The 22,608-nt window shown below is 72.8% G+C and carries 21 protein-coding genes; 11 read left to right on the top strand and 10 right to left on the bottom strand.

Going from position 1 to position 22,608, the window contains the following annotated elements; all coding sequences use genetic code 11:
• Nucleotides 1-137 precede the first annotated feature (137 nt).
• The gene (locus ACRWND_RS23655) at nucleotides 138-533 is read left to right on the top strand and encodes a hypothetical protein (RefSeq protein WP_431952623.1); all 396 of its coding nucleotides are present in this window, start codon (nucleotides 138-140) and stop codon (nucleotides 531-533) included.
• Nucleotides 534-780: 247 nt separating this feature from the next.
• On the top strand, nucleotides 781-2,079 hold the full coding sequence (locus tag ACRWND_RS23650; RefSeq protein WP_431952621.1) for a L,D-transpeptidase: 1,299 nt from the start codon (nucleotides 781-783) through the stop codon (nucleotides 2,077-2,079).
• A gap of 93 nt (nucleotides 2,080-2,172) precedes the next feature.
• Here the strand turns inward: ACRWND_RS23650 and ACRWND_RS23645 are convergent, their stop codons facing one another.
• The 3 genes from ACRWND_RS23645 to xylB form a co-directional block, all read right to left on the bottom strand.
• Nucleotides 2,173-3,060, bottom strand: a complete 888-nt coding sequence (locus tag ACRWND_RS23645; protein WP_431952619.1) for a prohibitin family protein — start codon at nucleotides 3,058-3,060, stop codon at nucleotides 2,173-2,175.
• A 154-nt stretch (nucleotides 3,061-3,214) separates the two neighbouring features.
• Nucleotides 3,215-4,366, bottom strand: coding sequence for an ROK family protein (locus ACRWND_RS23640; RefSeq protein WP_431952635.1), 1,152 nt, complete (start codon nucleotides 4,364-4,366; stop codon nucleotides 3,215-3,217).
• 163 nt (nucleotides 4,367-4,529) lie between these two features.
• The gene (xylB, locus tag ACRWND_RS23635) at nucleotides 4,530-5,942 is read right to left on the bottom strand and encodes a xylulokinase (RefSeq protein WP_431952617.1); all 1,413 of its coding nucleotides are present in this window, start codon (nucleotides 5,940-5,942) and stop codon (nucleotides 4,530-4,532) included.
• A 73-nt stretch (nucleotides 5,943-6,015) separates the two neighbouring features.
• On the opposite strand from xylB, the gene xylA reads away from it, so the two are divergent.
• Complete coding sequence (xylA, locus tag ACRWND_RS23630) at nucleotides 6,016-7,185, top strand: xylose isomerase (RefSeq protein WP_431952615.1); 1,170 nt, start codon at nucleotides 6,016-6,018, stop codon at nucleotides 7,183-7,185.
• Between the two features lie 54 nt (nucleotides 7,186-7,239).
• Nucleotides 7,240-7,737 (top strand): GNAT family N-acetyltransferase, encoded by a 498-nt coding sequence (locus ACRWND_RS23625; protein ID WP_431952614.1) that lies wholly within the window; start codon nucleotides 7,240-7,242, stop codon nucleotides 7,735-7,737.
• A gap of 389 nt (nucleotides 7,738-8,126) precedes the next feature.
• Here ACRWND_RS23625 and ACRWND_RS23620 read toward each other — a convergent pair whose 3' ends face one another.
• Nucleotides 8,127-8,963 carry a hypothetical protein gene (locus ACRWND_RS23620; RefSeq protein ID WP_431952613.1) on the bottom strand — a complete coding sequence of 279 codons (837 nt, stop codon included), beginning with the start codon at nucleotides 8,961-8,963 and terminating at the stop codon, nucleotides 8,127-8,129.
• Between the two features lie 961 nt (nucleotides 8,964-9,924).
• Here ACRWND_RS23620 and ACRWND_RS23615 point away from each other — a divergent pair.
• Nucleotides 9,925-11,388 carry an ABC transporter permease gene (locus ACRWND_RS23615; protein ID WP_431952612.1) on the top strand — a complete coding sequence of 488 codons (1,464 nt, stop codon included), beginning with the start codon at nucleotides 9,925-9,927 and terminating at the stop codon, nucleotides 11,386-11,388.
• Between the two features lie 108 nt (nucleotides 11,389-11,496).
• Nucleotides 11,497-12,183: an ABC transporter ATP-binding protein gene (locus ACRWND_RS23610; RefSeq protein WP_431952610.1), complete on the top strand. Its 687-nt coding sequence runs from the start codon at nucleotides 11,497-11,499 to the stop codon at nucleotides 12,181-12,183.
• 87 nt (nucleotides 12,184-12,270) lie between these two features.
• Here ACRWND_RS23610 and ACRWND_RS23605 read toward each other — a convergent pair whose 3' ends face one another.
• Complete coding sequence (locus tag ACRWND_RS23605) at nucleotides 12,271-13,212, bottom strand: D-alanyl-D-alanine carboxypeptidase family protein (protein WP_431952608.1); 942 nt, start codon at nucleotides 13,210-13,212, stop codon at nucleotides 12,271-12,273.
• A gap of 651 nt (nucleotides 13,213-13,863) precedes the next feature.
• Here ACRWND_RS23605 and ACRWND_RS23600 point away from each other — a divergent pair.
• The gene (locus ACRWND_RS23600; protein ID WP_431952633.1) at nucleotides 13,864-14,874 is read left to right on the top strand and encodes a LacI family DNA-binding transcriptional regulator; all 1,011 of its coding nucleotides are present in this window, start codon (nucleotides 13,864-13,866) and stop codon (nucleotides 14,872-14,874) included.
• A 61-nt stretch (nucleotides 14,875-14,935) separates the two neighbouring features.
• Here ACRWND_RS23600 and ACRWND_RS23595 read toward each other — a convergent pair whose 3' ends face one another.
• Nucleotides 14,936-15,976 (bottom strand): hypothetical protein, encoded by a 1,041-nt coding sequence (locus ACRWND_RS23595; RefSeq protein ID WP_431952606.1) that lies wholly within the window; start codon nucleotides 15,974-15,976, stop codon nucleotides 14,936-14,938.
• Between the two features lie 76 nt (nucleotides 15,977-16,052).
• Between ACRWND_RS23595 and ACRWND_RS23590 the strand changes: the two genes are divergently transcribed.
• Nucleotides 16,053-17,207, top strand: a complete 1,155-nt coding sequence (locus ACRWND_RS23590; protein WP_431952604.1) for a cystathionine gamma-synthase — start codon at nucleotides 16,053-16,055, stop codon at nucleotides 17,205-17,207.
• A 144-nt stretch (nucleotides 17,208-17,351) separates the two neighbouring features.
• Here the strand turns inward: ACRWND_RS23590 and ACRWND_RS23585 are convergent, their stop codons facing one another.
• The 3 genes from ACRWND_RS23585 to ACRWND_RS23575 are packed head-to-tail and all read right to left on the bottom strand — an operon-like array spanning nucleotide 17,352 to nucleotide 18,593.
• Nucleotides 17,352-17,606 carry a hypothetical protein gene (locus tag ACRWND_RS23585; RefSeq protein WP_431952602.1) on the bottom strand — a complete coding sequence of 85 codons (255 nt, stop codon included), beginning with the start codon at nucleotides 17,604-17,606 and terminating at the stop codon, nucleotides 17,352-17,354.
• The gene (locus ACRWND_RS23580; RefSeq protein WP_431952600.1) at nucleotides 17,603-18,067 is read right to left on the bottom strand and encodes a sigma factor-like helix-turn-helix DNA-binding protein; all 465 of its coding nucleotides are present in this window, start codon (nucleotides 18,065-18,067) and stop codon (nucleotides 17,603-17,605) included. The genes ACRWND_RS23585 and ACRWND_RS23580 overlap by 4 nt, the downstream gene beginning before the upstream one ends.
• A 31-nt stretch (nucleotides 18,068-18,098) precedes the next feature.
• Nucleotides 18,099-18,593 carry a MarR family winged helix-turn-helix transcriptional regulator gene (locus tag ACRWND_RS23575; protein ID WP_431952598.1) on the bottom strand — a complete coding sequence of 165 codons (495 nt, stop codon included), beginning with the start codon at nucleotides 18,591-18,593 and terminating at the stop codon, nucleotides 18,099-18,101.
• Between the two features lie 235 nt (nucleotides 18,594-18,828).
• Between ACRWND_RS23575 and ilvA the strand changes: the two genes are divergently transcribed.
• The 3 genes from ilvA (at nucleotide 18,829) to ACRWND_RS23560 (ending at nucleotide 22,003) form a co-directional block, all read left to right on the top strand.
• Entirely contained in the window at nucleotides 18,829-19,989 is a 1,161-nt protein-coding gene (gene ilvA, locus ACRWND_RS23570) for a threonine ammonia-lyase (protein ID WP_431952631.1), read from the top strand.
• A gap of 197 nt (nucleotides 19,990-20,186) precedes the next feature.
• Entirely contained in the window at nucleotides 20,187-21,149 is a 963-nt protein-coding gene (locus ACRWND_RS23565) for an ATP-binding cassette domain-containing protein (protein WP_431952596.1), read from the top strand.
• A complete protein-coding gene (locus ACRWND_RS23560) occupies nucleotides 21,146-22,003 on the top strand; it encodes an ABC transporter permease (protein WP_431952594.1) in 858 nt (285 codons plus the stop codon). Before ACRWND_RS23565 ends, ACRWND_RS23560 begins: the two co-directional genes overlap by 4 nt.
• A gap of 93 nt (nucleotides 22,004-22,096) precedes the next feature.
• Here the strand turns inward: ACRWND_RS23560 and greA are convergent, their stop codons facing one another.
• Nucleotides 22,097-22,594 carry a transcription elongation factor GreA gene (gene greA / locus ACRWND_RS23555; protein ID WP_431952592.1) on the bottom strand — a complete coding sequence of 166 codons (498 nt, stop codon included), beginning with the start codon at nucleotides 22,592-22,594 and terminating at the stop codon, nucleotides 22,097-22,099.
• Between the last annotated feature and the right edge of the window lie 14 nt (nucleotides 22,595-22,608).

Here is a 22,608-nt window from a genome sequence, read left to right as displayed (position 1 = left end):
CCATGTCCATGAACACGATAGTCGGCCCCGCGGCGGTTGCCCGCCGCGGCCTGCCCGGGGGCTGCTTCGGGCGTCCTGGGGCGCCGGCGCGGACTGCCTGCGCCACGGCGGCCGTTCGCCCGCATACCCTCCGTCACATGAGCACTACTGACATCCCCGCCGGGGAGAGCGGGCCGCGCTACGTGCGGCTCCAGGTGGAACTGGTCCTGGAGATCACCGGGTCCGGCGAGCTGACCGAGGCCGCGCTGGACCAGATCAGCGGCGACGAGTACATGCCGGACGACGAGCGGCAGCACGCCGAGGCATCGGTGCGGCAGGACGAGTCGGAGGCGCTGGCCTACCTCGTCGATCCCTTCGACCTGGTCACCAGCGTGCCGGGGATCGAACTGGTACAGGCGTCCTGGTCCTGCGCCCACACCGAGTACGACCCCGAATCCGACGAGTGGGACCTCTATGACGACGAGACGGACACCGAGGACGAGGAATCCGGAATCGCGCCCGGCATCGACGGACAGGAACCGCGCGGGCGCTGATCGCGTCTAGGTCAGTGCGTGACGCATCCGCCCCGGGCCTGAACGGGCCCGGGGCGCCGTACGGACCGCGGGGCCGCGCCCTTGTCCATGCGTCATGCACGTGTTCTTCCCCACACTCCGCGGGGTGGGGGAACGGACGAAAGACCCTGGCAGTTCCTGAACGTACGAGTAAGGCTCCTTCGAGGGCCGTGGCCCGCGACCCCAGCGGGCCGGGGGAAACGCGTACCTGAAGACATTGGAGATCTGTGTGAAGCGCGCCGCAACCGGCACAGCCACCGACACGAGTCCCTCGCGCAAGCGGCGAACCGGACTGGCAGCTCTGGCGCTGCTCGCCGTCGGGGCGATCACTCTGACCGCCTGCGGGGGCGACAAGGCGGACACGTCGGGCGGTTCCGGTTCCGGCAAGGACGTCACGTCGCAGTCATCGGTGGACGCGCAGGCGGCCAAGGACTCGTCGGACGCCCGAATAGCCATCACGCCGAAGTCCGGGGCCGACAACGTCAGCATCAACACCGGCGCCAAGGTGCAGGTGACCGACGGCCAGCTGACCAGCGTCGTGATGACCTCCGTCGCCGACGGCTCCAAGGTCGAGGGCACGATCTCGGCGGACGGCACCAGCTGGGCCCCCAACGCCCAGCTCGAGCGCGCCACCCAGTACAGGATCGCCGCCAAGGCGGAGGACGGCGAGGGCCGCAAGGCCACCGAGAACTCCACCTTCACGACCGTCAGCCCCGAGCACAGCTTCATCGGCTACTACACGCCCGAGAACGGCCAGACCGTCGGCGTGGGCATGCCCGTCTCGATCAACTTCACCAAGGCGATCGAGGACAAGAAGGCCGTCCAGTCGGCGATCACGGTGTCCTCCAGCAGCGGCCAGGAGGTCGTCGGCCACTGGTTCAACTCCACCCGGCTCGACTTCCGCCCCGAGGCCTACTGGCAGGCCGGCTCCACCGTCACCCTGAAGCTGGACCTCGACGGGGTCGAGGGCGCCGACGGCGTCTACGGCGTGCAGAAGAAGACCGTCACCTTCAAGATCGGCCGCAGCCAGGTCTCCACGGTCGACGCCGCCACCCACCGGATGAAGGTCGTCCGCGACGGCAAGGTGATCCGCAACGTCCCGATCTCCGCCGGCTCCGCCGAGAACACCACCTACAACGGCCAGATGGTGATCTCCGAGAAGTACACCGAGACCCGGATGAACGGCGCCACCGTCGGCTTCACCGACGACGACGGCAAGGGCGAGTACGACATCAAGGACGTGCCGCACGCCATGCGCCTGACCACCTCGGGCACCTTCATCCACGGCAACTACTGGGCCGCCGACTCGATCTTCGGCAACGCCAACACCAGCCACGGCTGCGTGGGTCTGAACGACACCAAGGGCGGCAAGGACACCGCCACCGACGCCTACTGGTTCTACACGAACTCGATCATCGGCGACGTCGTGATCGTGAAGAACTCCAAGGACAAGACCGTCGACCCGGCGAACGGCCTCAACGGCTGGAACATGAACTGGAGCGCCTGGAAGGCGGGCAGCGCGGTCTGACCGCTCCCGGCCCGAACGGCGAAGGGGCCCTGAACCGCACGGTTCAGGGCCCCTTCGCCGTCACCGGGGCCGCACCGGGCCCCGCGGGCGGCCTCAGTTCTTGGTGCCGTCCACGATGACCGGGGAGCCGGCCGCGTTCGTGCCGCAGGGCACCGCGTACACCGGGTGGGACTTGGCGGCCTCCCGGTAGGCGTCCAGGCACTGGTTGTAGAGCACCTTGTCGCTCAGCGACCGGGCGATGATCCGGTTGGCGCTCGCGATGCCCTCCGCCTCGATCCGCTTGCGCTCCGCCTCCGCCTTGGCCGTCCTGGCCGCCTCGACGGCCCGCTCGGTGGCCTGCTGCTGCTGGATCTTCTTGTCGATCTGCTCCTGCAACTGCCGGGAAGGGCGCACATTGCGCAGGTTCACGGCGGTGACGTCGATGCCGCGCGGTGCGAGGCGCTGCTTGATCTGGGCGTCGATCTCGGAGCCGATCCGCTCCCGGGCCGAGGCGTATCCTTCCTCGCTGGTGTGCGTGGCGAAGACATTGCGGACGATCTCGCGGCTGTCCGGCAGCACCAACCGCGACTGGATGGCCTCCTCGTTGCCCGCCAGCCGGTAGAGCGCGACCGCCTTGTCGGGCACCACGGCCCACTTGATGGTGACGTCGGCGTAGAGCACCCCGCCCTGCGAGGAGCGGACCTCGACCACGTCCTTGTCACTCAGGTTCAGGTCGACCGGGCGGGTGGAGAACGACGTCACGTCGGTGAACGGCGACCTGAAGTGGATGCCGGAGGTCAGCGGTGATCCGACCTTGCCGAAGGTCACCGGTACGCCGACCTCGTACGCGCTCACCACGTGGACGCTGGCGAAGGCGCCGGCCAGGACGCCTGCCACGGCGCTGAGGGCGGCCCCCAGCCGCCAGCCGCCGGCGCTCTGCCCCCGGGCGACGAAGAACAGGACGACCGCCGCCAAGAGCAGCAGGATGGACAGCACGAGCACAGGGATCCCCCTCCGGAACACGGATCGGCGCCGCCCCCCGGCAGCGCCGCGCAGCGCATCGTAACCGGCGAAGGTGACGGCCCCCGCGAGCGTGACAAGCTGTGGCGAGGTTGTCGCATGACGGGAACACAGCCCTGCGGAACCGCCCCGGCGACTACCGCGGGCGCAGCGCGTGCGGGTCGTCCAGGACGGCGCGCACCACGCTGTACGCCGCCCCGAGCAGCACGCCCTCACGGCCCAGCCGGGACACCCGCACCGCGTCCGCCCGCCACTGGCGGTCCGTCACGCGGCGGTGCAGCTCGCGCTCGAGGGCCGGGCGCAGCCACGGCGCCAGCGCGGCGAGCGTGCCGCCCAGCACGACGGCCTGCGGGTCCAGCAGGTTCACCGCGCCGCTCAGCGCCGTCCCGAAGGCCTGACCGGCGGCCGCGAGCGCCTTGAGCGCCGCCGGATCCTGATCCGCGGCGGCCGACTGAAGGGCCTTCAGCGCGTCCGGCCGTTCCGGGGCGATGCCGGCGGCGCGCAGCACGGCGTCCTCGCCCGCGTACTGCTCCAGGCAGCCGCGCGCCCCGCAGGAGCAGCGCGGGCCGGCCGGACGCACGGGAACATGGCCGAGCTCGCCGGCGAAGCCGCGCGCCCCGCGGAAGAGCCGGCCGTCGACGACCAGCGCCGCGCCGATGCCGATCTCCGCCGAGACGTGCACGAAGTCGGTGACACCCTCGTGGCCGCCCAGCCACAGCTCGGCGAGCGCGCCGAGGTTGGCCTCGTTCTCGACGGCGACCGGGACGGCGAGAGCGGCGAGGCCCTCGTCCCCGGCCCGCGCGAACCAGCCCGCGGCGTCGACGTCCTCCCAGCCGAGGTTCGGCGCCCGCACCACGACCTGCCGGTCCCGGCCCACCAGGCCCGGCACGGCGAGCGTGAGCCCGGCCGGGCTCAGGCCGGCCGCCCGCGCCTGGCGCCGCACGTCGGCCACGAGCGCCGAGAGCGCGCGCAGGACATCCGGCGCCGGGCGGCCGCGGTTGTCCGACTCGAGGCGGGCGCGGGCGCGCACGGTGCCGCGCAGGTCGACCGCGACGGCGGCGAGGTGGTCCACCCCGACCTCCGCGCCGAGGCCCGCGGGACCGCTGTCGTTCAGCGCCAGGGCGGTGCCGGGGCGGCCGACCGTGCCGGGGCGCTGGGTGCCCAGCTCCACCAGCAGGCCGCTCGCCAGCAACTCGTCGACGAGGGTCGACACGGTGGCGCGGGTCAGGCCGATCTCCGCGGCGACGGCCGCGCGGGAGACCTCGCCGTGCTCGGCCACGGCTCGCATCACCAGCGCCAGATTCCGCCGCCGCAGTCCCGCCTGCGATCCCGGCCGTTCCGCCACGCCCCGGTCTCCTTCCGCTCTCGCCCGTCATCCGCCCTGGTCGGCGTCGTCCCGTCCGCACCCTCGCACGCCCGGCGCGCGGGCCGGGCGGGCGAGGGCAGGCGGCTCACCGCACGTCGAACGCGTCGGCCAGCGCCGTCGCCAGGCGCTCGAGCGCGGCCTCGTCGCGCGGGACGGGGTCGTACGAGGGTCCGGCCGTGGTGTCCCAGCGGCGGGCGACCGCCTGCGGGGTCTCCCCGGTGAGCAGTCCGGCGGCCTGCGCGGCCGCGCCCAGCGCGACCAGTTCGTCCGCGACGGGGACCTGGACGGCACGTCCCGACAGCCGCCGCACGGTCTCCCGCCACGCCGTGCCCCGGGCGCCGCCGCCGATCAGCAGCAGGGGTTCGTCCGAGCCCGCGCCGTCGACCGCGAGGACCTGGTCGAGGGCGGTGAGCAGCGCGTACGCCGCACCGTCGTACGCGGCCTGGAGGATCTGCCCCGGGGTGGTGTCGTGCCGCAGCCCGGTGAGCAGCCCGGAGGCGTACGGCAGGTTCGGGGTGCGCTCGCCGTCGAGGAACGGCAGCAGCACCGTGCTGCCGCCCGCCTCGACCGCCTCGCGCTCCAGCGACAGCAGCGCCGCGACCTTGTCGACGGCGAGGGTGCAGTTGAGGGTGCAGGCCAGCGGCAGCCAGTCGCCGTGCCCGCCCGCGAAGCCGGCGACGATGCCGGCGGGGTCGGTGGGCCGGGTGGCGGCCGGCGTGTAGACCGTGCCGGAGGTGCCGAGGCTGAGCGCCGGCTGACCGGGCATCAGGCCCAGGCCGAGCGCCGCGGCGGCGTTGTCGCCGGTGCCCGCGCCGACCACGACGCCCTCGCGCAGCGGCAGCCCGGACAGGGTGACGCCGGCGCTCTCGCCGGGGCCCAGGACACGGGGGAGCAGCGCCGGGTCGAGGCCTATCCCGGCGAGCAGTTCCTCGTCGTACGCCTCGGTGTCCGTGGCCCACCAGCCGGTGCCGGAGGCGTCGCCGCGGTCGGTGACACCGGCGCCGGTGAGCCGCTCGGTGAGGAAGTCGTGCGGGAGGCGCACGGCAGCGGCCGCCTTGGCGGTCTCGGGCTCGTGCTCGGTGAGCCAGGCCCACTTGGTCACGGTGAAGCTGGTGCCGGGCACGCTGCCGAAGCGCCGCGCCCAGTACTCGGCTCCGTGCCGCTCCACCAGGGCGGCCGCCTGCGGGGCGGAGCGCACGTCGTTCCAGAGCAGCGCGGGCCGCAGGGGCCGGCCCGCCTGGTCGAGGACGACCAGGCCGTGCTGCTGGCCGCCGACCGAGACGGCGTCGGCGCGCTCGGCGTACGGCCCGATCTGGGCCAGGGCGTCGCCGAGCGCGCGCCACCACACCTCGGGGTCGGTCTCGCGCCCCGCTCCCTCGCTGACCGTGTGCCGGGCCTGTCCCCTGGCCAGCACCTCACCCGTCTCGACGTCGACGGCGAGCACCTTCGTCGACTGGGTGGAGCTGTCCACACCCAGCGCGATCGGTCCGTTACCCATCCTGCGGCTCCCTTCACAAAGCGGCCCTGGCATATTAATTTGTTCAGTGGTCTTACGAATAGGAGCCGCCGCGATGAGTTACACCCCCACCCCCGAGGACAAGTTCACCTTCGGTCTCTGGACCGTCGGCTGGCAGGGCCGCGACCCCTTCGGCGACGCCACCCGCCCCGCCCTCGACCCCGTCGAGAGCGTCAACAAGCTGGCCGAGCTCGGTGCGTACGGCGTGACCTTCCACGACGACGACCTGATCCCCTTCGGCTCGGACGACAGCGCGCGCGAGAACCACATCAAGCGCTTCCGCCAGGCCCTGGACGCCACCGGCCTGAAGGTGCCGATGGCCACCACCAACCTCTTCACGCACCCGGTCTTCAAGGACGGCGGCTTCACCGCCAACGACCGCGAGGTGCGGCGCTTCGCGCTCCGCAAGACCATCCGCAACATCGACCTCGCCGCCGAGCTGGGCGCCAAGGTCTACGTCGCCTGGGGCGGCCGCGAGGGCGCCGAGTCCGGCGCCGCGAAGGACGTGCGGGTCGCCCTCGACCGGTTCAAGGAGGCCTTCGACCTCCTCGGCGAGTACGTCATCGAGCAGGGCTACGACATCCGCTTCGCCATCGAGCCCAAGCCGAACGAGCCGCGCGGCGACATCCTGCTGCCGACCATCGGCCACGCGCTGGCGTTCATCAACGAGCTGGCCCACCCCGAGCTCGTCGGCCTCAACCCCGAGGTCGGCCACGAGCAGATGGCCGGGCTGAACTTCCCGCACGGCATCGCCCAGGCGCTGTGGCACGGCAAGCTCTTCCACATCGACCTCAACGGCCAGACCGGCATCAAGTACGACCAGGACCTGCGCTTCGGCGCCGGAGACCTGCGCTCCGCGTTCTGGCTGGTCGACCTGCTGGAGTCGGCCGGCTACGAGGGCCCGCGCCACTTCGACTTCAAGCCCCCGCGGACCGAGGACATGGACGGCGTGTGGGCCTCCGCGGCCGGCGGCATGCGCAACTACCTGATCCTCAAGGAGCGCGCCGCCGCGTTCCGCGCCGACCCGGCCGTGCAGGAGGCCCTGAAGGCCGCCCGCCTGGACCAGCTGGCCCAGCCGACCCTCGGCGCGGGCGAGACCCTGGCCGACCTGCTGGCCGACCGCGGCGCCTACGAGGAGTTCGACGCCGACGCCGTCGCGACCCGCGGCTCCGCCTTCGAGCAGCTGGACCAGCTCGCCATGGACCACCTGCTCGGCACCCGCTGAGCCCCGCGTGAAACAGGGTTGCCGCCGGGCCCGGCCCGGCGGCACCCTGCGGGGATGATCGAACTGAAGGTACTCACCGCCGACGACTGGCCGCTCTGGCGGGAACTGCGGCTCTCCGCCCTCGCCGACGCGCCGCACGCCTTCGGCTCGCGGCTCGCCGACTGGCAGGGCGACGGGGACCGCGAGGAACGCTGGCGCGACCGGCTCTGCCTGCCCGGCTCGTACAACCTGGTCGCCTATGTCGACGGCACGCCCTGCGGCATGGCGAGCGGCGTTCCCGGCGAAGTCCCGGACACCGCCGAGCTGATCTCGATGTGGGTGGCGGCCGAGGCCCGCGGCCGCGGCGTCGCCGACCGCCTGATCAAGGCCGTCGAGGAGTGGGCCGCGGGGGCGGCGGGCGCCGCCTCGCTCCACCTCGCCGTCGCGGAGGGCAACGCCCCGGCGACGGCGCTCTACACACGCAACGGCTTCGCGGACACCGGTGTATCGGGCGAGTCCATGCCGGACGGGCGTCCGGAGCGCGTCATGGCAAAGCGGCTGACACCGGCGTGAGCAGGCCGCCGATGGTCTTCGGCGGGGGGAGGTCCGGTGATGCGCCCGGTCCGCCGTGCCGGCCGGTCGCGGGGCGCGGATTTAAGGCGGCGCCGCGCGCGTGACGTGCGATCTGCGACGAAACGGCGGGGAAGGCTGAGGCTGTGGACATCACCGTCCAGTGGATCCGGATGTCCTGGACGAAAGTGTCCCGCGGAGGGGAGGCCGCCGCCCGGAGGAACGCGGCGCCGGTCGGCTTCACCGTCCCCTTCCTGCCGCCCTCGTCCGCCCATCTGGTCCGCATGCACGAGCGCGACGGCTTTGAGCCCCATGGCGTCGCGGACGACCTGAGCGAGGTCGACGTCCGGCTCCGCGAAGCCGACGGCCGGTTGCGTGTCCTTCCGACGGCGTCATGCCGCCTCCGCCAGGCACTCCCGGCAGGTGGCCGGGGCGTGTCCGCGGAAGGGGCGTTCGCAGGAGTCGCAGGACTGCCAGGGGACGGCCGCCGGGGGCGGCGCGGCGGCTGCGGGCGGCTCCCACGAGCGCAGGCGGTAGGCGAGCAGACCGGCCGGACGATGGGTCAAGACGGCGGGCAGATCGGCGGCCAGGGCCTCGGCGACGCGCTGGGGCTCGGCACCGAGCCGCAGCCACGCGGCGACGCCGGGGGACAGGCGGGCGATGTCGTGCCGGGAGAGCAGCAGGCGGGGATCGCGTACGCGGAGGGAGGCGAGGACGGCCTCGGCCGCCGCCGCGAGTCCGTCCTCGCCAAGACCCCCGAGGCCGTCCTCGGCGGGCGGAGGGGTCTGTGGGACGGCTTTCCGCGCGATGCCTCCGGGAGGTGCGTCGGAGGCTGGGGCGGATACGGGCGCGGGGGCCTCAGGCGCCGCCGCCGCTTCCGCGCGGGGGACGTCGTGGACATACGTCCGGGTGCGGATCCGTCCGTTCTCCTCGCGTACGACGACGCGCTCCAGGAATCCCTCCGCCTCCAGCTCGTTCAGGGCCCGGGCGAGCCGTTCCCTGCTCTCGGTGAAGTGCGCCCGCAGTGCGTCGATGCTGACGGGCACGCCGTCCGGGACGGAGAGCAGATACACGCCGACGCCGACCGTGACGGCGCTTCCGGGGCGCTGGGCGAGGCGGTTGGACAGGACGGTGAAGTTCGCCGTGAGGCGGCGGCGCACGTGGACGACGCCGGCGGCCGGAGTCCCGGCGCGGGGGCGTGCGGGGGCACTAAACTGGGTGTCAGCCATGGGGAAGGGTGTTCTTCCTTAACTGGTCAGGCCCCGGCCGGGATTGCAGTCCCTGCCGGGGCCGTCGTCTGTGTGGTGTTGTCTGCGGCGACCATACCGCCCCGTCCCCGCCGCTTTCGCTGATATCACCCGATCGCGTGACAGAGGGGGACGGGAGGGGAAGTCCCCGTCCTTGAGGGAAGTCCTTGTGGGGTCCGCTGCGCGACCGGCCCCCGGCCACCACCACTCCGTACCGGCCCACCGGCCCCTGGCCACCACCACTCCGTACCGGCCCACCGGCCCCTGGCCACCACCACTCCGTACCGGCCCACCGGCCCCTGGAGTCCCGGCATCCGGTGGAGTCCGCCCCGGCGGCGCACCCGTTGGCGGTCGACGGGGCGGACCGGCGTCCCATCCGTGCGGCGCGCCTCGGGGGAGTGAGTCCGTGCCCCTCGCCGCGCGCAGGCCGGCTCGTCGTCCTCGACGCTCTTGGCGATGTCGGCGCGCATCCGGGCGATCTCCCTGTGCGGCACCGCCCGCGCCCAGGCCCGCGCGGGATCACGTTCACGGTGTGGGCCCTGGTGGTGGCGGCGCGGCCCCCTCGTGCGCGTCTCGCGCGAACGTCCCCATTCCCGCAAGGCCTGGAGCCTCGACGACTGCGACGCACTCGCCGCCCACACACCGAGTGCTTCGGCCACGCGTGCCCGGGACTCGTCCGTGGCGTGGGCGGTGCCGGACTGGCGGCGGCACACCCGGCCTTGCGTGACACCGACCTGCCTGCGCCCCGGCTCCCGTCGCCGCGCATCCGCCGGGTGGGCCGGGGGCACGGAGCTGCGGCCGGCTCGCCCCCGGCAGGGGTTTCTCATGGTGCTCTCATCCGCCGCTCAGCCTCTCATCACGGCTCGTTCCTACCGTCACGGCAGCGGAGCGAAAGGCAACGGCCTTCCCCCGCCTCCCGTTTCCCGACCCGGCGAGGAATCGCATGTTCTTCACGTACCTCCGGCGCGAACTCCGCCGCCGCAGAAAGGCGGCGTTCGTCATCGCGACGGGCCTCGCACTGGGCATCGCCCTGGTGATCACCGTCGACTCGGTGTCGGCGGGCATGCAGCAGGCCCAGGGCAAGGTGCTGCAGTCGCTGTACGGCCTGGGCACCGACATGACCGTCACCAAGGCCGCCGACCCCGACGCGGCCTCGGACGCACGGCCGCGCTTCCGGTTCGACGCGCGCGGCGACGAGAAGGAGCAGAGCAGCGACCGGGTCATGGTGCAGGGCTTCCAGTCGCTGGAGTCCTCCGTCGTCGACCGGGTAGCGGGGCAGGACGGGGTCGAGGACGCGGTCGGCGGGCTGAGCCTGGTCGTTCTCAAGGTCGACGGCCGGTTCCAGCGCGGTGAGTTCCAGCAGGCCCCGGGTGGCGGCAACCGGCGGTGGGGCGGCGGCCCGCCGCAGGGCACGGTGCGCGGGGGCGGCGCCGACTTCGGCATCGACAGCTTCACCGTCTTCGGCACGGACGTCGCGCACCCCGGCCTCGGACCGCTGACCTCGTCGAAGATCACCTCGGGGAAGGGCTTCACCGAAGCGCAGGACGACGCCAAGGTCGCCGTGGTCGACAGCGCGTACGCCAAGCGGAAGAAGCTTTCCGTCGGAAAGACGCTGACGGTCTCCGGCACCACGTTCGAGATCATCGGCGTCGCGACCGCCGACAGCGGCTCGTCCTCCGCCGACGTCTACATCCCGCTGGGGCGGGCCCAGACGCTGGCGGACGCCAAGGACAAGGTCACCACGATCTACGTCCGGGCGAGCGACTCCCAGAAGATCGCCTCCGTCAAGTCCGCGATCCAGAAGAATGTCTCCGGCACCACGGTCACCACCTCCGCGGACCTGGCCCAGGCCGTCTCCGGTTCGCTGTCGACCGCGTCCAAGCTGGCGACCAGCGTCGGCAGATGGCTCTCCGTCGCCGTCCTGATCGCCGCCTTCCTCGTCGCGGGACTGCTGACCTCCGCCGCGGTCTCCCGCCGGGTGCGCGAGTTCGGCACGCTCAAGGCCCTGGGCTGGAAGAGCGGGAGGGTCACCCGCCAGGTCATGGGCGAGGCGATCGTCAACGGCCTCATGGGCGGCGTCCTCGGCATCGCCCTGGGCCTCGGCTGCGCCTACCTCATCACGGCGATCGGCCCCACGCTGGACGCCACCGTCGGCGGTGGCGGCGGCGGCCGGTTCGGTGGTCCCGGCGGCGGATTCGGCGGTCCCGGCGGCCCCGCCGGCTTCGCGGGCCCCGCCCGGCGTGCGGCCGGTGACGCCGTGGAGATCGCCCTGCACGCACCGGTCAGCGTCAACACCATCGTCCTGGCCGTGGCCTTGGCGGTGGCGGGCGGACTGGTCGCCGGGACCTTCGGCGGCTGGCGGGCCTCGCGGCTGCGCCCGGCGGACGCCCTGCGCCGCGTCGCGTAGCCCGCACCCGCCGCCGTATCCGCCCCCCGGACCGGGGGCCGCGTTCCGCTCCTTCCCCCTGGCGTGCGCGGCCCCCGCCCCTCCCCTCACGACTTCAGGAGTCCCCTGATGTACCAGCTCAGCGGCGTCACCAAGCGCTACTCACGCGGCAAGGAGGCCGTGGACGCGCTGCGCGGCGTCGACCTCGTGATCGAGGACGGCGACCAGCTCGTCGTCCAGGGCCCGACCGGCGGCGGCAAGTCGACGCTGCTGCAGATGCTCGGGGGCCTCGACCGCCCGACCGAGGGCTCGGTGGAGCTGGACGGCGTCGACCTGTCCCGGCTGAGCGAGGCCCGGCTGACCCGCGTCAGGTCGCAGAACATCGGCATCATCTTCCAGAGCTTCAACCTGATCCCGACCCTGACCGCGCAGGAGAACGTCGAGACCGCCCTCGTCCCGCTGGGCGTCAGGAGCTCGGAACGCCGTACCCGCGCCGCCGAGGCCCTCGCCTCCGTCGGCCTCGGCGACCGGCTGCACCATCTGCCGGGCGAGTTGTCGGGCGGTCAGCAGCAGCGCGTGGCGATCGCCCGGGCCCTGGTCAAGCGCCCCAAGGTGCTGCTCGCGGACGAGCCCACCGGCGCCCTGGACGAGGGCACCCGCGACGAGATCCTCGTCCTGCTGGAAGGGCTATGGAAGGAGCACAAACTGACCTTCGTGATGGTCACCCACGACTCCGCCGTCGCCCGGCGCGCCACCCGGGTCGCCACCATCAGGCAGGGCCGCGTCACCGTCACCGAGCGGACCCCCGCGGCCTGAGGCGGCCGCCGGCGCATCGCGCCGGGAAGGCGGAAGGCCCCCGGGCCTGCCTGGGGACACCGGGGACCTTCCGGGCAAAGGGGCCGGTCAGTCGCTCTGCGCGCCGGCCGGGAGCTTGCGCAGCTTCAGGGTGCCCGCGGCTGAGGAACTGCTGGTCTTGAAAGCGTAGTTGAGCATCTTCGTCGCGTCCGTGAAACGCGCGTTGCCCGAGCTGCTGTGGAGGACGACGCCGATGATCGTGCGGCCGTTGCGGGTGGCGGCGAAGATCAGGCACGGGCCCGCGGAGGTGCCGGTGCCGGTCTTGACGCCGACGGCGCCGCTGTAGGAGCCCAGCAGCTTGTTGGTGTTGTACCAGGTGTATGTGCGGCCGTTGGTGGCCTTCTGCACCGTCTTCTGGGACTTCACGATCCCGCGGAAGGTGCTGTAGCTCATCGCCTTGCGGGCCAGGACGGCGGCGTCGCGGGGCGTGGTGTAGTTCTTGCCGGCCGCCGATATGCCGTCGAAGGAGTCGTACCTGGTGTTCTTCAGGCCCAGTTTGACGGCGTTGCTGTTCATCTTCGCGATGAACGACTTGGTGCGCGCCGAGACGGTCGTGCCGGTGCCGTAGGTGTCGGCCAGCGCCATCGCCGCGTCGCAGCCGGAGGGCAGCATCATCGCGTAGAGCAGCTGCTTGACGGTGACCTTGTCCCCGGTCTTCAGGTCGGCGGTGCTGGCGCCGTTGCGGGTCACGTAGGACCGGTAGTCCTTCTTGATGGTGACCTTCTTGTTCAGGTCGAGTTTCGCCGTGCCGAGGACCGTGACGGCCGTCATCACCTTGGTGGTGCTGGCCATCTGCCGCCGGGTGTCCGCGCCCTTGCTCCACAGCTTCTTGTTGGCCGTGTTGTCCAGCAGGTAGGCGCCCTTGGCGGTCACCGTCGGCGGCGCGGGCGCCGCGTACGCGGGAGCGGCCAGCGGTGCCGCGACGACGAGGGCGCCGGAGGCCAGGACCGCGGCTCCGAGCCGGTGAGCCCTCGTGATGCCGAGTCTCAACGCAACTCCATGGGTTGGTGGAATGGGATCCGGCACATCCTGGCAGTCGTTCGGCGAACATCTGAGCGGTGGGGCGGGGATTGTGACGCGACGCGTACAAAAGCGGGCTACCGGCCCGAAACGGAGGATTTCGTTCCGGGCCGGCGGCCCGGCCTCGGGGCCGGCGGTGGAGCCGTCACCGGTGGGGACGCTCGTGATCCGCGCGGCGCCAGGGCGCTTGCCCTTTGCCCGTGACGCCCGACGGGCCCTGCGCCGGGGCGGCCCCGAGCGCCGTCGACCGCGCTCGAGTGGGAGCGGACACCGGGCGCGCAGGGGCGAAGGGGCGGCCGTCCGCCGACGGATGGGAACGCGAGAGTCGAGGCGCGGCCGGCCGGGCGATCGGACGCGGGCCCGTGCCGGCCGGGCCTCGTCGGCTCCCCGGTGAAGGTCCCGCATGCCTCGGCCTGTTCATCCCGGAACTCCGCCAGACGCGGGCGGGACCGCTGCCGTCCCCGTACGGGCCGCTTCGCGAGGTGTGTAGCGTGTGAGGGGTGCGGCGATCGAGGGCGCTCCTGTCGAAGCGCTTCGACATATGTCCTGGACAGACCTTGACGATCTCCGTTAGCCTTGTGTCGAAGCGCTTCGACACTCTGCGGAATGACGGAGATCCGGATGGTCACACTCGCCGAGGTAGCCCGCCACGCGGGGGTCTCCGCCAGTACCGTCTCGTACGTGCTGAGCGGCAAACGCTCGATCTCGGAGGAGACGCGCCGGCGGGTCGAACGGAGCATCAAGGAACTCGGCTACCACCCGCACGCCGGAGCGCGAGCTCTCGCCAGCAGCCGCTCGAACATCATCGCCCTCATGGTGCCGCTCCGTACGGACATGTACGTCCCCGTGATGATGGAGATCGCGATGGCGGTCGCCACGACGGCCCGCCGCCACGGCCACGACGTACTCCTGCTCACCGGCGAGGAAGGGCCCACCGCGGTCCGCCGCGTGGCGGCCAGCGGACTCGCCGACGCCATGATCGTCATGGACGTCGAGCTGGAGGACGAGCGCATCCCGCTGCTGCGCGCCGGGGACCGGCCCGCCGTGCTCGTCGGGCTGCCCGCCGACACCACCGGACTCACCTGCGTGGACCTCGACTTCGTCGCCACCGGCGCGCTGTGCGCTGACCACCTGGCCGACCTCGGCCACCGCTTTGTCGCCGTCGTCGGCGAGGCCGCCGCGGTCTACCAGCGCCACACCGGCTTCGCCGAGCGTACCCTCCAGGGCCTGCGCGCCCGCGCCGCCGAGCGCGGGATCCGGCTCATCCACCGCCCCTGCGAGGGCAGTTACGAGTCCACCGCCGGCACGCTCTCCCGCATCTTCGAGGAGCGGCCGGACACCACCGCACTCGTCGTCCAGAACGAGTCCGCCATCGCCCCCCTCCTCGCGCTCCTGCGCCAGCAGGGCCGCGCCGTGCCCGAGGACGTCTCCGTCGTCGCCGTCTGCCCCGACCAGGTGGCCACCCAGGCCGCCCCGCAGCTGACCTCGGTCGCCATCCCCGCGCAGCAGATGGGCCGGCACGCGGTCGAGCTCGTCATCGCCAAGCTGGCCGGCAGCGCGACGGAGGAGGTCCGCCTGCTCGGCCCCGAACTCAAGGTGCGCGCGAGCAGCGGCCCGGCACCGGCCGCGTGACGGCCCCGGTGCCGGCGCCCGCGTAGCCGTCCACGCGCAGAGCCGCAGGGGCCAGCCGGTGTCACCGGGCGCGGCCGTGCTCGGAGTGCCGCTCCTGTCCGGCGAGGGCCAGCGCTCGGTGGGCGGTGTAGGCGGCGGCCGGGTCGGGCTCGTACGACCAGGGAGCCGCGCCCGCGTAGCCGTCGACGGCGCGGAACTGCTCGACGGCCTCCGCGAAGCGCTCCGCGCGCAGCAGGAAGGCCGCCAGCAGGTGCCGCACCACGGGCAGCACCGCGTCGGAGGGGGAGGCGTGCTCGGTCGCGTAGAGAGCGCCGCCGATCGCGCGCGAGACGACCTCGCTCTCGTAGAAGCCGCGCACGAGGATGACGTCCGGCAGGTGCGCGAAGACCTCGAAGAGCGGCAGCGCCGGCAGCAGGCTGCCCTCGGGCGCGGAGGAGGCGGCCCGCTCGGCGAAGTCGCGCGCGGCGTCCTCGGGGAGGCGGGCGAGGGCGGTCAGATGGGCGCCCATGTGGTGCGGGGCCCGGGCGACGACCTTCTCCCAGGCGGCGGTGAAGTCCGCGTCGGCGGCGAGCGCGACGATGTACGGCACAGGGTCGCCCGGGGCGAGCAGGGCGGCCTCGTCGGCGACCGTGCGCGCCTCCTCGAGGATCATCGGCACGTCCGGGGAGCCGGCCGGCTCGCGCCGCGCCCGCTGCACCAGGAACGCCGCGTGCACGGCCGCCCCGCCGGCGTCCTTGGCATCCTCGACCCGCCAGGTGCGCAGCCACGCCGCGCCCGCGCCGGGGGACTGCGCCAGTTCGACCGCCGCGGCGCCCGCCAGGGTCTGCACCCGCTGCCAGCGCAGCTCGCCCGCCGCCGGGGTGCCCTTGAGGAGGGCGGCGACCGCACGCCAGTCCTGGGTGCGCTGGGTCACCGCCAGCGCATGGGTCAGCTCGTCGTCCGGCCCGGGAAGCCGGATGTCGATCTCCTCCCGGGGCACGAAGCCGTAGCGGGCGGGATCGAGCGCGGTGACGGCCCGCACGCCGCGGCGGCGCAGCAAGCGGGGCACCAGCACGATCGCGGAGATCAGCAGAACGCCGTACAGCACCCACAGGACTTCCATGGTGAGCAAGCCTACGCGGGGCCGCCCGGCACGTCCCGGCCCACCGGGAGGTGCTTGCCGCACTACGCTCGGCGGTATGAGCGAGCAGCAGCACCAGAACTTCGAGACCCTCGCGATCCACGCGGGCCAGCCGGCCGACGCCCGGACCGGCGCCGTGGTCACGCCGATCTACCAGGTCTCCACGTACAAGCAGGACGGGGTCGGCGGCCTGCGCGGCGGCTACGAGTACAGCCGTTCCGCGAACCCCACCCGCACCGCCCTGGAGGAGAACCTCGCGGCGCTCGAGGGCGGCCGCCGCGGTCTGGCGTTCGCGTCCGGCCTGGCCGCCGAGGACTGCCTGCTGCGCACGGTACTGGGGCCCGGCGACCACGTGGTCATCCCCAACGACGCGTACGGCGGCACCTTCCGGCTCTTCGCGAAGGTCGTCGAGCGCTGGGGCGTGCGGTGGTCGGTCGCCGACACCTCCGACCCGGCGGCGGTCCGGGCCGCGCTGCGCCCGGAGACCCGGCTGATCTGGGTCGAGACGCCCAGCAACCCGCTGCTCGGCATCACCGACATCGCGGCCCTCGCGGACATCGCACGCGGCGCGGACGCCCGCCTCGTCGTCGACAACACCTTCGCCAGCCCCTACCTGCAGCAGCCGCTGGCCCTGGGCGCGGACGTCGTCGTGCACTCCACCACCAAGTACATGGGCGGGCACTCGGACGTGGTCGGCGGCGCGCTGGTCGCGGCCGACGCGGGGCTCGGCGAGGAACTCGCGTACCACCAGAACGCGATGGGCGCGGTCGCCGGGCCCTTCGACGCGTGGCTGGTGATGCGGGGCATCAAGACCCTCGCCGTCCGCATGGACCGGCACAGCGAGAACGCGGCCAGGGTCGCGGAGCTGCTGTCGCTGCACCCGAAGGTCACCCAGGTCTTCTACCCGGGGCTGCCCGAGCACGCGGGCCACGACGTCGCGGCCAAGCAGATGAAGCAGTTCGGCGGCATGGTGTCCTTCCGCGTCGCGGGCGGCGAGGAGGCGGCCGTCGCGGTCTGCAACCGGGCGCGGCTGTTCACGCTGGGCGAGTCCCTCGGCGGCGTCGAGTCCCTCATCGAGCATCCGGGCCGCATGACGCACGCCTCCGCGGCGGGCTCCGCGCTGGAGGTGCCGGCGGATCTGGTGCGGCTGTCGGTGGGGATCGAGTCCGTGGACGACCTGCTGGAGGACCTGCGCCAGGCGCTGGGGGCGTAGCCCCCGCTTGCGTGGGGCGTGTGTGGTGGCGGGGGTGGGTTTCCTCCCTCCCTCCCCAGCCTTCGGCCGGGGGACCCCCATCCGGCGCGTTCGGTGCGGGCCGAGCAGGTTTTTGGGGGGCCGGGGGCGGGGCCTCCGCAGGGCTCACCAGTAGGCCGGGATCGTCTCCCGCGGCTCCGGCCACCACACTGCCGCCAGAACGGCTGCGACGAGAACCCCCACCACGAGGAGCGTCCACAGCACGGCGCGCAGCACGCGGCGCCGGGCCAGGGCGCGGCGGCCTCGTTCGGCGGCGCGCGGGGCGAGGTCCGCGGGGACGACGGGGTGCGGCCCGTCGAGCAGCCGGCGGACCTGGTCCTCCCTGGAACCCCTGAACCCCCCGTACCCGTAGGCGCTCACGGCGCCGCCTCCCGCACCCGGGGGGCCGCGTCGCCGTGGGCCGCCTGCCGGTGCAGGGTCGCGGTGGCCCGCAGGGCCGTCGCCCGCACCCGCTCCGGCGGCAGGCCGAGCTCCGCGGCGGCCTGCTCCGCGGCGAGGCCCTCGTACAGCCGCAGCACGATCACCAGCCGTTCCCGCGCGTCGAGGCCGGCGAGCACGCCGCCGCGGGGGCGCCGCCACCAGGGCCGGTGGGCGAAGCGGCGGACGAGCTCGGCGCGGGTGAAGACATAGGGGTCCTCGCCGCGTATCCGGAACCAGTCCGCGTAGGTACGCGGCAGCGCGGCGCACACCAGCTCGGCCGCCTCCGTGCGGTCCCCCGTGAGCAGGACGGCGATGTGCAGCAACCGCCCCGCCGCGCCCGCCACGAAGGCCCCGAACTCGGCCTCGCGCAGGCGCTCCGCTGCCTCCCGGCGCTCTCCCACAGCGCCAGGGGACGACAGATGCGACCTCAGGTCAAGAGTTCTGCTCGTCTCCCTGCGAGACGGACGCGTGGTACCGCACCAGTGAGGAGTTGAACCGGCCGAGGAGGTCGGTGAACAACTCGCGCTCCTGCTGGGTCCAGTCCGCTGTGACGACCTCCATGAGCCGCTGCCGCGACGCGCGGACCTCTTCCAGGCGCGAACGGCCGCGGGGGGAGAGCGCGAGCACGACCGCGCGCCCGTCCTCGGGGTGCGAAGTGCGCTTGACCAGGCCGCTGTCCACGAGCGGGGCGACCTGCCGGGTGACGGTGGAGGAGTCGATCCCCATGCCCTCCGCGAGCGCCTTCACGCCCATCGGGCCCTCGTTGTCCAGACGGTGGAGCAGCAGGTAAGCGGCCCGGTCCATGGAGTTGCGGGCCTTGCCGACGCCGCCGAGGCGCGTCTGTTCCGCTCGGCGGGCGAAGAGCGCCACTTCGTGCTGCAGGCGCTCCAGGAGGTCGGTCGTGGTCTCCGGGGGAGGAATGGGCATGGCCGGAAGCTCGCGTTCTGTCGGTCCTGCGAAGGTTGGGAGAAGAGTACGCGGAGAGCGTCATCTCGGGACCCCGCCGGGCAAAACTGCTCGCTCGCCTCGTCCGGCCGGTGGGCGCTGCTGCGAGACTGGGAGCATGGAAAGTCCCGCACATCACGCCCGGCGCACGACCCGCACGGTGGCGGCCGCGCGGCCGTCCCCTGTCACCATCGACGATGTGCGCGGCGCGCACAAGATGCTGTCCGGTGTGGCGCGCGTGACACCCATGGAGGGCAGCCGGTACCTGTCGCGTCTGGTGGCCGCCCCGGTGCATCTGAAGTGCGAGAACCTGCAGCGTACCGGCTCGTTCAAGGTGCGCGGCGCGTATGTGCGGATCGCCGGGCTGCGGCCGGAGGAGCGTGCGGCGGGCGTGGTCGCGGCGAGCGCCGGCAACCACGCGCAGGGCGTGGCGCTGGCCGCGTCGCTGCTCGGGGTGCGCTCCACCGTCTTCATGCCGTCCGGCGCCCCGCTGCCGAAGGTCGCGGCGACCCGTGACTACGGGGCCGTGGTGCGGTTGCACGGGCACGTGGTGGACGAGACGCTGCGCGCCGCCCAGGAGTACGCCGAGGAGACGGGCGCGGTCTTCATCCACCCCTTCGACCATCCTGACATCGTCGCCGGGCAGGGCACGGTGGGCCTGGAGATCCTGGACCAGTGCCCGGAGGTGCGCACGGTCGTCGTGGGGATGGGCGGGGGAGGGCTCGCGGCCGGTGTGGCGCTGGCGGTGAAGTCGGTGCGTCCGGACGTGCGGGTCGTCGGGGTGCAGGCGGCGGGCGCGGCCGCGTACCCGCCGTCGCTGGCCGTGGGGCGTCCGGTGGCGCTGGACTCGGTCGCCACCATGGCGGACGGGATCAAGGTGGGCTGCCCGGGCGAGGTGCCGTTCGCGATCGTGCGGGACCTGGTGGACGAGGTGCGCACGGTCACCGAGGACGAGCTGTCCAGCGCGCTGCTGCTGTGCCTGGAGCGCGCGAAGCTGGTGGTCGAGCCGGCCGGGGCGAGTCCGGTGGCGGCCCTGCTGGCGCGGCCGGACGCCTTCGACGGGCCGGTGGTCGCCGTCCTGTCCGGCGGCAACGTCGACCCGCTGCTGATGGAGCGCGTCCTGCGGCACGGCATGGCGGCCGCCGGGCGCTACATGTCGTTCCGCCTGCGGCTCACGGACCGGCCGGGGGCGCTGGCGGCGCTGCTGGGGATCCTTTCCGCGACGGACGCGAACGTGCTGGACATCGGGCACGTGCGCACCGAGCCGCGGCTGGGACTGACCGAGGTGGAGGTCGAGCTGCAACTGGAGACCCGCGGCCCCGAGCACCGGGCGGCCGTGGCGGAGGCGCTGCGGACGGCGGGATACGTGCTGCTCTGAGGCTGTCGGGCCGGAATGTCAGTGGGGTGCGGCATGGTGGTGTCGGGTGTCGTGGACGCGGGATGGCGCTGAGGCGGAGCTCGAAGAAATCCGCTTGACGCGATATATCGCGTCTGGGATGCTCGCGATGCATCGGTGTGCGCTGCCGCGCGCCCGACAGTCCCCATGCACCCCAAGCCCCGAATCGGAGACATCGCATGCCAGGCGCCATCCATGCCGAAGGTCTGGTGAAGACCTTCGGTGACGTACGGGCACTGGACGGAGTGGACCTGGACGTCCCTGAAGGGACCGTCCTGGGCCTCCTCGGCCCCAACGGTGCCGGGAAGACGACCGCCGTGCGCGTTCTGACCACCCTGCTGCGGCCCGACAGCGGCAGCGCCGTCGTGGCCGGCGTGGACGTACTGAAGAACCCCAACGAGGTGCGCCGGAAGATCGGCCTGTCCGGTCAGTTCGCCGCGGTCGACGAGTACCTCACCGGCCGCGAGAACCTGCAGATGGTCGGCCAGCTCTACCAGATGACCGCCCGGGACGCGAAGGCCCGCGCGACGGAGCTGCTCGAGCGCTTCAACCTCGCCGAGGCCGCCGACCGCACGGCCAAGACCTACTCCGGCGGCATGCGGCGCCGGCTCGACCTGGCGGCCGCGCTGGTCGTCAGGCCGCCGGTGATGTTCATGGACGAGCCGACCACCGGCCTCGACCCCCGCAACCGCCTCGCGCTGTGGGAGGTCATCCAGGACCTGGTCGCCGGCGGCACCACACTGCTGCTCACCACGCAGTATCTGGAGGAGGCCGACCACCTCGCCCACGACATCTGCGTGATCGACCACGGCAAGGTCATCGCCCGCGGCACCTCGGACGAGCTCAAGGCGCGCACCGGCGGCGAGCGCGTCGAGGTCGTCGTCCACGACCGCGAGCACCTGGTGACCGCCACCGAGGTGCTGAACGGCTTCGGCAAGGGCGAGCCCGCCATCGACGACCACACCCGGCGGATCACCGTACCGGTCACCGGCGGCGCGAAGCTGCTCGCCGAGGTCATCCGCGAGCTCGACACCCGCGGCATCGAGATCGACGACATCGGTCTGCGCCGGCCCACGCTCGACGATGTGTTCATGTCCCTCACCGGCCACGCCGCCGAGGAGAAGGAAGAGGAGTCCCAGTGACCACGGTGACCGACGCGGTCTCCACCAGCGCGCCGCGCACCACGAACCCGCTCGTGCAGTCCGTCCGCGACTCGCTCGTGGTGGCCCGGCGCAATCTGATCCGCATGCTGCGCATCCCCGAGGTCGTGATCTTCGGCCTCGTGCAGCCCATCATGTTCGTGGTGCTGTTCAGCTACGTCTTCGGCGGCTCCATGAACGTCGGCGGCTCCACCGACCCCGGGCTCTACCGCGAGTTCCTGATGGCGGGCATCTTCGCCCAGACCGTGACGTTCGCCACCGCGGGCGCCGGCGCGGGCATCGCCGACGACATGCACAAGGGCCTCATCGACCGCTTCCGCTCGCTGCCGATGGCCCGTGGCGCGGTGCTCACCGGCCGCACCCTGGCCGACCTGGTGCAGACGGCCCTCACCGTCGTGGTGCTGGCGATCGTCGCCGTGCTCGTCGGCTGGCGCGTCCACGAGGGCCTGCCCAAGGCGCTCGCCGCCTTCGCCCTGCTGCTCCTGCTCGGCTACGCCTTCTCCTGGATCGGCGCCCTCATCGGCCTGTCGGTCCGCACCCCGGAGGCGGCCACCTCCGGCGGTCTGATCTGGCTGTTCCCGCTGACGTTCATCTCGAACGCCTTCGTGGACTCCAACCTGATGACTCCCTGGCTGCGGCACATCGCCGAGTGGAACCCGTTCAGCGCCACCGTGCTGGCCTGCCGGGAGCTGTTCGGCAACCTCCCGGCCGGCTACCAGACCCCGGACGTCTGGCCGATGCAGCACCCGGTGCTGGCCTCGGTGCTGTGGTCGATCGTCATCATCCTGGTCTTCCGCACCCTCGCGGTGCGCAAGTACCGGTCGGCGACCGCGTGAGCATGCGACCTGCGTGACCGCGCGACGAACCCGACGAACGCGACGAGCCCCCGGCCGGGAAGGCCGGGGGCTCGTCCGCGTCCTGGGGTGGCGTCAGCCGCTGTGCGGCTTGGCGTCGAGGATCCTCACCGACGCCTTCTTGCCGTTCGGGAGCTCGTACGTCGCGTCCTCGCCGACCTTCTTGCCGTTCACACCCGAGCCGAGCGGGGACTGCGGGGAGTAGGTCTCCAGATCGGAGGAGACGTACTCACGCGAGCCGAGCAGGAACGTCAGGGTGTCGTCCGGGTCGCCGTCGAAGGCGATCGTCACGACCATGCCGGGCGCCACCACGCCGTTGTCGGCCGGGGCCTCGCCCACCTTGGCGTGCTGCAGGAGCTGCGTCAGCTGGCGGATCCGGAGCTCCAGCTTGCCCTGGTCCTCGCGCGCCGCGTGGTAGCCGGCGTTCTCCTTGAGATCGCCTTCCTGACGGGCTTCCTCGATCTTGGCGACGATCTCGGCGCGTGCGGGACCCGACAGGTGCTCCAGCTCGGCCTTGAGCTGGTCGTACGCCTCCTGGGTCAGCCAGGTGACGTTCTCGCTGGTCTGGGTCACAGGTGCTCCTCGTC

The sequence above is a fragment of the Actinacidiphila sp. bgisy167 genome (genome assembly GCF_965342175.1).
GTDB lineage: Bacteria > Actinomycetota > Actinomycetes > Streptomycetales > Streptomycetaceae > Actinacidiphila.
Note: the sequence above shows the minus strand (reverse complement) of the source record. Positions and strands in the feature narration are given on the sequence as shown.